Origin of the sequence: Arthrobacter agilis (assembly GCF_002953615.1) — a bacterium.
Lineage (GTDB): Bacteria > Actinomycetota > Actinomycetes > Actinomycetales > Micrococcaceae > Arthrobacter_D > Arthrobacter_D agilis_B.
Genome location: NZ_CP024915.1, coordinates 419,359 through 427,866 on the forward strand (window position 1 = coordinate 419,359; position 8,508 = coordinate 427,866).

9 protein-coding genes and 1 tRNA gene are annotated in these 8,508 nt (G+C 65.7%); 5 read left to right on the plus strand and 5 right to left on the minus strand.

Annotation, left to right across the window (positions count from 1 at the left end; translation table 11 throughout):
* The 3 genes from CVO76_RS02055 to CVO76_RS02065 form a co-directional block, all read left to right on the plus strand.
* On the plus strand, positions 1 to 356 hold a 356-nt coding region (locus CVO76_RS02055; RefSeq protein ID WP_208740506.1), incomplete at its 5' end, for a glycohydrolase toxin TNT-related protein.
* 885 nt (positions 357 to 1,241) lie between these two features.
* Positions 1,242 to 2,018: a hypothetical protein gene (locus CVO76_RS02060; protein ID WP_208740507.1), complete on the plus strand. Its 777-nt coding sequence runs from the start codon at positions 1,242 to 1,244 to the stop codon at positions 2,016 to 2,018.
* A gap of 111 nt (positions 2,019 to 2,129) precedes the next feature.
* Complete coding sequence (locus tag CVO76_RS02065; protein ID WP_208740508.1) at positions 2,130 to 2,897, plus strand: type 1 glutamine amidotransferase domain-containing protein; 768 nt, start codon at positions 2,130 to 2,132, stop codon at positions 2,895 to 2,897.
* Positions 2,898 to 3,211: 314 nt separating this feature from the next.
* Here CVO76_RS02065 and CVO76_RS02070 read toward each other — a convergent pair whose 3' ends face one another.
* The 5 genes from CVO76_RS02070 to tadA all read right to left on the minus strand — a co-directional run bounded on the left by CVO76_RS02070 (position 3,212) and on the right by tadA (position 5,956).
* Positions 3,212 to 3,751 (minus strand): MerR family transcriptional regulator, encoded by a 540-nt coding sequence (locus tag CVO76_RS02070; protein WP_244186154.1) that lies wholly within the window; start codon positions 3,749 to 3,751, stop codon positions 3,212 to 3,214.
* A gap of 111 nt (positions 3,752 to 3,862) precedes the next feature.
* Entirely contained in the window at positions 3,863 to 4,387 is a 525-nt protein-coding gene (locus tag CVO76_RS02075) for a small multidrug efflux protein (RefSeq protein WP_208740509.1), read from the minus strand.
* Positions 4,388 to 4,773: 386 nt separating this feature from the next.
* Positions 4,774 to 4,860, minus strand: a tRNA-Ser gene (locus CVO76_RS02080).
* A gap of 70 nt (positions 4,861 to 4,930) precedes the next feature.
* Positions 4,931 to 5,419 (minus strand): pyridoxamine 5'-phosphate oxidase family protein, encoded by a 489-nt coding sequence (locus CVO76_RS02085; RefSeq protein WP_133080361.1) that lies wholly within the window; start codon positions 5,417 to 5,419, stop codon positions 4,931 to 4,933.
* A 39-nt stretch (positions 5,420 to 5,458) separates the two neighbouring features.
* Positions 5,459 to 5,956 (minus strand): tRNA adenosine(34) deaminase TadA, encoded by a 498-nt coding sequence (gene tadA / locus CVO76_RS02090; RefSeq protein WP_208740510.1) that lies wholly within the window; start codon positions 5,954 to 5,956, stop codon positions 5,459 to 5,461.
* A 23-nt stretch (positions 5,957 to 5,979) separates the two neighbouring features.
* On the opposite strand from tadA, the gene upp reads away from it, so the two are divergent.
* Complete coding sequence (gene upp / locus CVO76_RS02095; protein WP_133080363.1) at positions 5,980 to 6,615, plus strand: uracil phosphoribosyltransferase; 636 nt, start codon at positions 5,980 to 5,982, stop codon at positions 6,613 to 6,615.
* 111 nt (positions 6,616 to 6,726) lie between these two features.
* Positions 6,727 to 8,064: an APC family permease gene (locus CVO76_RS02100; protein ID WP_208740511.1), complete on the plus strand. Its 1,338-nt coding sequence runs from the start codon at positions 6,727 to 6,729 to the stop codon at positions 8,062 to 8,064.
* The last annotated feature ends 444 nt before the right edge of the window (positions 8,065 to 8,508 follow it).

The following is an 8,508-nucleotide window of genomic DNA, read 5'->3' on the forward strand; positions in this document are numbered from 1 at the left end:
AGGACGCGTCTGCGTGGCTGCAGAAGCTTGGAGTTCCTCGCGAATACAGGAAAGAGGCTCTGCAGTCATTCCAGCCGGGAACGGTATCGTTGGAGGTTGCTGGCTCCGCGCAGTACGGACTGCGATTCTTCGGTGGCGGGTCTGAGGCACTCGGCCGATACATAACGCCTAACCTCCCTGCCACCAGGAGTGATCTGGCTCTGCCGTCTGTGAACACGATGGAACGGTTGGCGCAATTCAGGATTACCGAAGGTTCCGAGTACATATCCGGGAGGGTTGGTCCCAACTTCGGGTATCCAGGCGGCGGCATTCAGTATTATGTCCCCGACCCCAACGTCTTGGTGAGAGTGGAGTGATGACCGTGGACTTGAGTAGCCTGCTGGCCTCTTTGGGGGAAGAATTGGCGCTCGACACTGGAAAACGCGCAACCAGCGCGTCCGACGCGTCTCTTGAATCCGTCATAAGTCTACTTCGAAGAGCTGAAATCTCGGCAGGAGCGGGCCAATCCGAACGAGTTCGAGAACTGTTGGACTCAGCCGCGCGTCAGGTATCGGATTCCTGGTCGTTCAAGTCGAGCTTAGGCAAAGAGATCCTTAGATGTAGTCAAAGGGCTGCTCGCTAGTCTTCGAGCCGGTTCGGGCCGTTCTCGCCACGCTGGACCCGAGATGTCCCGGCCGGCCCACTTCAGCATCCACTGGAATGCAGCTCGGGGAATGCTGCTACCCAAGTGAACCGCACAAAGTCCCAGTGGAAACGTGCTCCCAAGGGCTGCGGCGCCGCAGCCCTTAGGAGGGGCGAGCGGGGGTCGGTGGGAAGGGGCATCTGGATTTCCGCCAGGGGTGGCAGCCAGGCAGGGAACTGACCTGTTTATCGCAACGAAGGCCCTGTCGTTTTCGTCTTGATGTAAGTTGCGAAGCCACCGACAGGTACCGCTGATGGGGGCTTATCTCATGAACTCTCCGGCCGGTCTCATACTGGGCTGTTGTTGAGAGCGCGGAATTCGTTGCCGAAAAGACAGAAGTAGCGCCATGGTGAGCGATAGCGTGAGTCCTGGCGCAGGGGATGAGGCCGTACCTGAGGGTTCTCGGGACTGTCATCATCGCTGCATGCGTCTTCTTCCAAGGGGCGTTCGCGCAAGCGATCCTTGTCGAGGGCGGTTTTTTCGCCGGATAGATCGTCCTGAGCCCACTCATCACTTGTGGGACGGTCGGGTTGGCTGATCAGAGACGATGAAGAGGTTTATGAAACGCACTGCGCATAAAAGCGAGTCGGGGTTGGGATACCTGATCCTCGGCATTGCCATCGCCTGCGGCACTGCTGCGCTGATCGTCCTTGGACAACTCGAGGCGTCGTGGCCCGCATTCACAGCCCTCGCTGCGAGTGTCCTGCTGGGCGCGTGTCTGTTCAGATTCGGGGTGCGTCACGCTTGGTTGGCGCTGCTGTGCTTACTCGGCGCTCTGGCGGTCGGCCTGGTGCTTTTCGTCCGCATCGACGTGGCTGGTTCCGCGGGCATTGCCTGGATAGGAGGGTTCGTGGCCGGGACGCATCTGGGCGTTGCGTGGCGGATCGCAGCGAAGAACAGGAAGCCGGCTCCCGAGCGTGCTGCTTGGACAGTTGGCGGTCGAGGTATGCGCACTGTCGCGGAGGCAAGGGAGGCGGCTGCCGGTGCGTTGCGTGCTCTGGACGGCACGAAGGGCGGGCGGGTGTCCGTCGAGCGGGGTAGCGCGCGGTTCGAGGTGGCCGGTGCCGTGCACCCGGGCTTCATCTGCCATCGCACCACCGACGCCTCCGACGAAGGATCATGGGCGGTCCTGGTGCGCACAGGGCCGGTGCCGGATCAGTCGGTGGAGATACCGATGGGAGGCCCGAAGGGCTTCATGCCTCTGCGGCTCGTTCACGATGTCGAGTCGGTCGAGGAGGCGCTGGGCGACTTCTTCGCGGATCCGGGAGCGTCCTCGTTCGGATCAGAGTGGGAGAAAGGCAACCAGGCCGAGGGCACCCGCCTGCAGGCCCGCTAGTGTCGTTTCGTTGCTGAAAGCTGAAGTGCGGGGAATTGATGGACACCCGTAGACGACGGCCGAGTGCCGATACCCGGGCGTAGGGTGGGGAGCTGACGAAAGGAGCACCCCATGAAGAAGATCCTCATGGTTCTGACCAGCGTTTCCGAGATCGGCGACACGGGGGAGAAGACGGGCTACAACGTGGCCGAGGCTGCACATCCCTGGAAGGTCTTCAAGGACTCCGGGCACTTCGTCGACTTCGCATCGATCAAGGGCGGGCAACCCCCGCGCGACGAGGTGGACACCTCCGATCCCGTGCAGGTGGCCTTCACGGAGGATGAGACCACGCGCGCCGGCCTCTACAACACGGCCCGCGTCGACGTCGTGGATCCCGCCCAGTACGACGCCCTCTACCTCGTGGGAGGGCACGGCACCATGTGGGATTTCCCGGACAGCGAGGGCCTTCAAAAGCTCGTGGCTGCCGTGTACAACGGAGGCGGCCTGGTCGGCGCGGTGTGCCACGGGCCTGCCGGACTGGTGAATGTGGAACTGGACAACGGGTTCCGCCTCGTCGAGGGCCGCACGGTGGCCGCCTTCACCAATGACGAGGAGGTCGCCGCGGGCAAGGACAAGGTCATTCCCTTCTTCCTGGCGGACCGTCTCGAGGAACAGGGTGCAACCCATGTCTTCGCCGACGTCTTCGAGGAGAAGGTCGTGGTCGACGACCGGCTCGTGACCGGCCAGAACCCTGCGTCGGCAGCGGGCGTGGCCAAGGAGATGGAGAAGCTCTTCGCGGTGGTCATCCGCCAGGAGAAAGCCGAGGAACAGCACGAGTCGGAGGCCCTGCGCGCCGAGAAGGATGCGGTCAAGGCCGCGGCGGCCGGCGACGAGGACTGACGTCGGATGGTCTCGTCGGGGGACCCGCGGCGTGCGTTCCGCGGGTCCCCCGACGAGAGTGCGTAGGTCCGGCTACGCCGAAAGGACGGGGCCCGACCTCAGGGCGTCTGCTCGTCCGCCGTGCCCCGTTCCTTCTCGAGGATGGTTCCGGCGATGACGCTTGCTCGCGCAAGGACATCGAGCTGTGCCGGGTTGTACAGTGCCGCGATCGATTCGACGACCGTGTTCCGGGTGACCTCCAGACTTTTCGACAGGTGCTTCCCGGGCTCCGTGAGCCACGGGTAGTTCCTGATCGCATCGACGATGGTTGGTGCTTAGCGCTCGGCGAGTTCGGCACGTGCTGGTTCGTCGGCGTCAGGGGCCAGCTCGTCGAATTCCCTGCCCGGCGACTCCGGATCCTGCCGAATCATGGACCGCAGATCCTGCATCGCGTCGTCGTCGTACAGCTGGGAGTAGATCAGCATCAGGGACTGGTCCTGCTCGGACAGCCTGGGCGCCACATCCTCGAATCCTGCCGGCACGCCCGTCACGGAAGAGCCCTGGAGGATCGCCTGGATCTCCGCCCTGGCGCGCTGCAGCCTCTCGATGCTCACGGCGAGGTCCGCGTCGATCGACCTCAACGCCTCGAACGATGAATCGCCGTCGAAGGTCACGTCGTCGATCTGGTCGAGCGGGACGTCGAGATCCCGCAGGCGGCGAATTTTCAGGAGACGGACCAGGTGCCTGACCTGGTACTGCTTGTAGCCGTTGGACGTCCTGTCCGGCTGCTCGAGGAGACCGACCTGGTGATAGTGACGCACCGTATTCACCGTCGTCCCTGCCAGCTCGGCGATCTCGCGGGTGCTCCACGCCACTGTCGCCACTCCTTCCGCGTCCTCGTTCGCCGGGCCAGTCGCTGCGTCCGCTGTCCGTCAGCCGGCCCGTGGGGAACCCATCGTCCCACCCGCGGTGGTCGCAGGCTTCGGTCACCACCCGAGGAACCCGACGAGCCCGGCCGCGAGAGCCGCGATGACGCCGGTCCACAGGACGATGGCGATCGCCTGCCAGAACAGGACCCGCTCCTTCCGGACCCCCGATGCTGCGAAGAACGCGGCGGTGAGCTGCGTGGGAAGAGCAAGCGGGGCGAGGAGGCTCGCGCCCGGCACGCCGAATCGGGAGAGCCAGCCCTGCAGGCGGCGCTGCCCCTTCACACGCCGGGCCGATGGAGCAGTGGATGCGGGATCTGCCGGCCCGTCCCCGCCTACTCGACCGGCGACGACCTTCTCCCGGACACGGGAACTGATCACGACGACGGCGAGCACGCTCAGGAAGTTGCCGATCATGGCAGCGAGCGCCGCCACGACCGGGTTGATCCCGAGGATGATGCCGATTCCGGCAGCACCCTCGCCTTCGATGTAGGGGACCGTTGCGGCGACGGCGACGCCCAGCGGCTGCACGATCTCCGGTAGCTGCTGTACCCACTCCTGCATGCCCTCGTACGGGTTGGCCATGACATTCTCCTTCGTCTCTTCCGGCAGCCGGCGTAGGTTGTCCCCCCGCGAGTCAGCGCGTTCTGGTTGTGAAGTCACGAGCGTTGTGCCGGGCTGGATTGCTCCATGTGCTCACCATTGAAGAGGCTGTGCCAGGAACAGGGTCAAGGCGTCGGGACGAGGCGTGCGCCACACCGGGGCGTCCACCGCAGCGGATCGGGGCAGGGGCACTCCGCGCTGCGCAATGTCGCAACGGGCGTGAGGGAAGCAGGCGGTGACGTCGAGGACATCACTCGATCGACCTTCTACATCGTCGACTGGACGCAGGAGCCGCAAATCGCTTCCCGGGGCGAAGCGAAAGGCCCCCATTCCCTCGTGAAGACGGGAAATGGGGGCCTTTCAAAGGGCGGTGACGGTGGGATTTGAACCCACGTTGGCTTTTACACCAAACAACATTTCGAGTGTTGCACCTTCGGCCGCTCGGACACGTCACCAACGCCGCTACTTTACCGGGTTGGAGGCGTCAGACCCAAAACGGGGTGCCCCGGCCGCCGGAAGGAGGCGCTAGGGCAGCTCGATGACCTCGTTCTTGCCGGAGTCCGGCTTGCTGCCCGTCACCAGACCCTTGACCATCTTCACGGCCGAGACGACGCGCGGCGCATCCATGGACCAGTATTCGGCGGTGTCGGCGTCGACGTGGATGAGGGCGACGGCGGGATCGTCGCGGCCGTTCTCGAACCATGCGGACACCGAGGGACCCCACAGCTCGTCGATCTTGGCCTGGTCCTTGGTCAGGGTCGCCGTGCCGGCGATGGATACGTAGCCCTTGCCCGTGTTCGCTGTGACGTTGACCTGCGGGTTCGCGCGGATCTCGTCGGCCTTCGGGGACGGATCCTCGGTGAAGAACCAGAGATCGCCGTCGAAGTCCCTGGCCTGCAGGGCCAGTGGCCTGCTGACGAGCTTGCCGTCCAGGCTCACCGTCGTGAGATTGGCGATGTCGGCCTTGCCGAGGATGTCCTGCACTTCCTTCAAACCGTCCTGCTGGTCTGCCACGTCTGCTCCTTCGTGAGGTCTGCTGCGTATTTACTAAGCCTACGCACTATTCGTTCGGGGGGCCCGCTGAGTGACGAAGAACTCCCTGAGCAGGCGCGCGCACTCGTCCTCGCGGACGCCCGCGAACACCTCGGTCCAATGGTTCAGGCGGCGCTCGCGCAGCACGTCGAACACCGACCCCGAGGCGCCCGCCTTCTCGTCCCAGGCCCCGAACACGACGCGCGGGATGCGAGCCAGGACGGAAGCCCCGGCGCACATCGCGCACGGCTCGAGGGTGACCACCAGCGTGCAGCCTTCGAGCCGCCAGGCGCCGAGCCGTGCAGCGGCCGCGCGGATCGCCTGTACCTCCGCGTGCGCGGTCGGGTCGCCGAGTTCCTCGCGCTGGTTCCACCCGGTGCCCAGCACGTCACCGCCAGGGCCGACGACGACGGCGCCGATCGGGACATCGGAGCTCGCGTGCGTCCGCACGGTCGCATCCAGAGCCAGTCCCATCCACGCCCGATGCTCGGCGTCCATGACACGGGGGGAGGGGTTCATGGGCTCAATGGTACTTTTGACGCATGCGCGTACTGGTAGTCGACCACCCCCTGGTAGCCCACAAACTGACGGTTCTCCGGGACAAGGACACGTCGTCGCCGGTGTTCCGCCTCCTCACCGAGGAGCTCGTCACCCTGCTGGCCTACGAGGCCACACGCGACGTCCGCGTCGAGACCGTGTCCATCGAGACACCCGTCACGAAGACGGAGGGAACGGGGCTGGTGAAGCCCACGCCGCTCGTCGTCCCCATCCTGCGTGCCGGCCTCGGGATGCTCGAAGGCATGACGCGCCTCGTGCCGACGGCGGAGGTCGGCTTCCTCGGCATGGCCCGCAACGAGGAGACCCTCGAGGCCATCACCTACGCCGAGCGACTGCCGGACGATCTCACCGGGCGCCAGGTCTTCGTCCTCGATCCCATGCTCGCGACCGGCGGCACGCTCCGTGAGGCCATCAAGTTCCTCTTCGCGCGGGGTGCAGCGGACATCACCTGCATCTGCCTGCTCGCCGCTCCCGAGGGCCTCGCGACCCTGCAGGAGGAGCTGGACGGCCGCAATGTCACCATCGTGCTGGCCTCGATCGATGAGAAGCTCAACGAGAAGTCGTACATCGTGCCGGGCCTCGGCGACGCGGGAGACCGCCTCTACGGCGTCGTCGGCTAGCCGGACCCCGGAGCGTCCGGGCAGGTCCGGCCCACGGCAGGAGCCGGACAAGTTCCGTCGGAAGATCGCTGAAGGGTTGCGCCGGCGCGGTCGACGGGGTCGAATAGGGCGATGACCAAGGACATCAGCGCGACCGAGTCGAGTACCGAGGGCGGTCTGAAGCGGGCGATCGGTACGCCGCTGCTGTTCGCATTCATCGTCGGAGACACCCTCGGAGCCGGCATCTACACCCTCGTCGGCACCATGGCCGACGACGTCGGGGGCGTGATCTGGCTCCCGCTGCTCATCGCGCTGGTCCTGGCGCTCCTCACCGCGGGGACCTATGCGGAACTGATCACCAAGTATCCGCACGCCGGCGGGGCGGCGCGGTACGTCGAGCGGGCCTTCAACATCCCCTACCTCTCGTTCCTCGTCGGGTTCCTCATGATGGCCTCGGGCATCACCACGGCCGCTGCCCTGGCGAACGCCTTCGCCGGTGACTACCTGGCTGCACTCATCGACGTACCGGCTGCTCCGGCCGCAGTGGTCTTCATCATCCTGCTCACGCTGATCAACCTGCGCGGCGTCCGGGAATCCCTCGCCGCGAACCTCGTCGCGTCCGTGATCGAGGTGACCGGCCTGGTGCTCGTGATCGTGCTCGCCGCCGTCGTCCTCGGGAGCGGGAACGGTGAGCCTGCCCGGCTCCTCGAGTTCGCTCCGGACGTGCCTCCGCTGCAGGGTGCCTTCGCGGCATCCGTCATCGCCTTCTTCTCCTTCCTCGGCTTCGAAGCTGCCGCCAACATGGCGGAGGAGGTACGCAATCCGTCGAGGGCCTACCCCCGAGCCCTCTTCGGCGCCATCGGGACCGCCGCGGTCGTCTATCTCCTCATCGCCCTCGGCGCGGTCATCGTCCTGCCGCCGGCCGAACTCGCCGAGTCCACCGGACCGCTGCTCGCCGTCGTGACCGCCAGCGGCGTCGGCATCCCGCCCTGGCTGTTCAGCCTCATCGCGCTTGTCGCCATCGCCAACGGCGCCCTGCTGTTCATGGTGATGGCGAGCCGGGTCGGATACGGCCTCGCGGAGGCCGAGCTGCTGCCGCGGGCGTTCAGCCGCGTGCTGCCCGAGCGCCGCACGCCGTGGGTGTCGATCGTCGTCGTCGCCGCTCTGACCATCGTGCTCTCACTCGTGGGTGATGTCGGCACGCTGGCCGAGACCACCGTGCTGCTGTTGCTCCTGGTGTTCCTGTCGGCCAATGTGAGCGTGCTCGTCCTCAAGAAGGACAAGGTCGACCACCCGCACTTCTCGGTACCGCGGGTCGTGCCGATCCTCGCGATCATCGCCAGCATCGCCCTGCTGACCCAGCAGACCGGCGTGGTCTGGCTCGGCGCCATCGGGTACGCGGTGGTCGGATCGTTGCTGTTCCTCGCCGCCCGTGCCGGTCGCAAGCGCCAGGAACGCGTCTCCGCCTAGCCGGGGCGCTGCCTCCGGCCCTTCAGGTGCCTGCAGGGCGCTCAAGGGTTGCGTCTGCCATCCGCTCGTGCGGGCTCCGGCGTGCGTTCGGGCCGCGTTCGTTGTATGGACGGAAGGCGGCAGGACCCGCCAGGGACCGGACGGATCGCCGTGTCGTCGCGGTGGCGCGCTCTCGCGTCCATCAGCCGTCCGCCACGCCGAGTGCTCGCATGCTGGACATTCGGGCATTGTTACTTGCGCGTAGGCGATTGTTACATGCAATAATTCGAAATGTGAATACCAACTCACCCGCATCTGCAGCGGTAGTTCCCTCCCTGGACGCCATGTCCGGAGCGGACCTCCGCTGTTATCGAATGCACGCGTAACGGTTATACCCAGACCCTCTTTACGCACTTCAAGCCCAACGGCGGGCATCCTTCTTCATCCCGACCGGGCACATCCCGC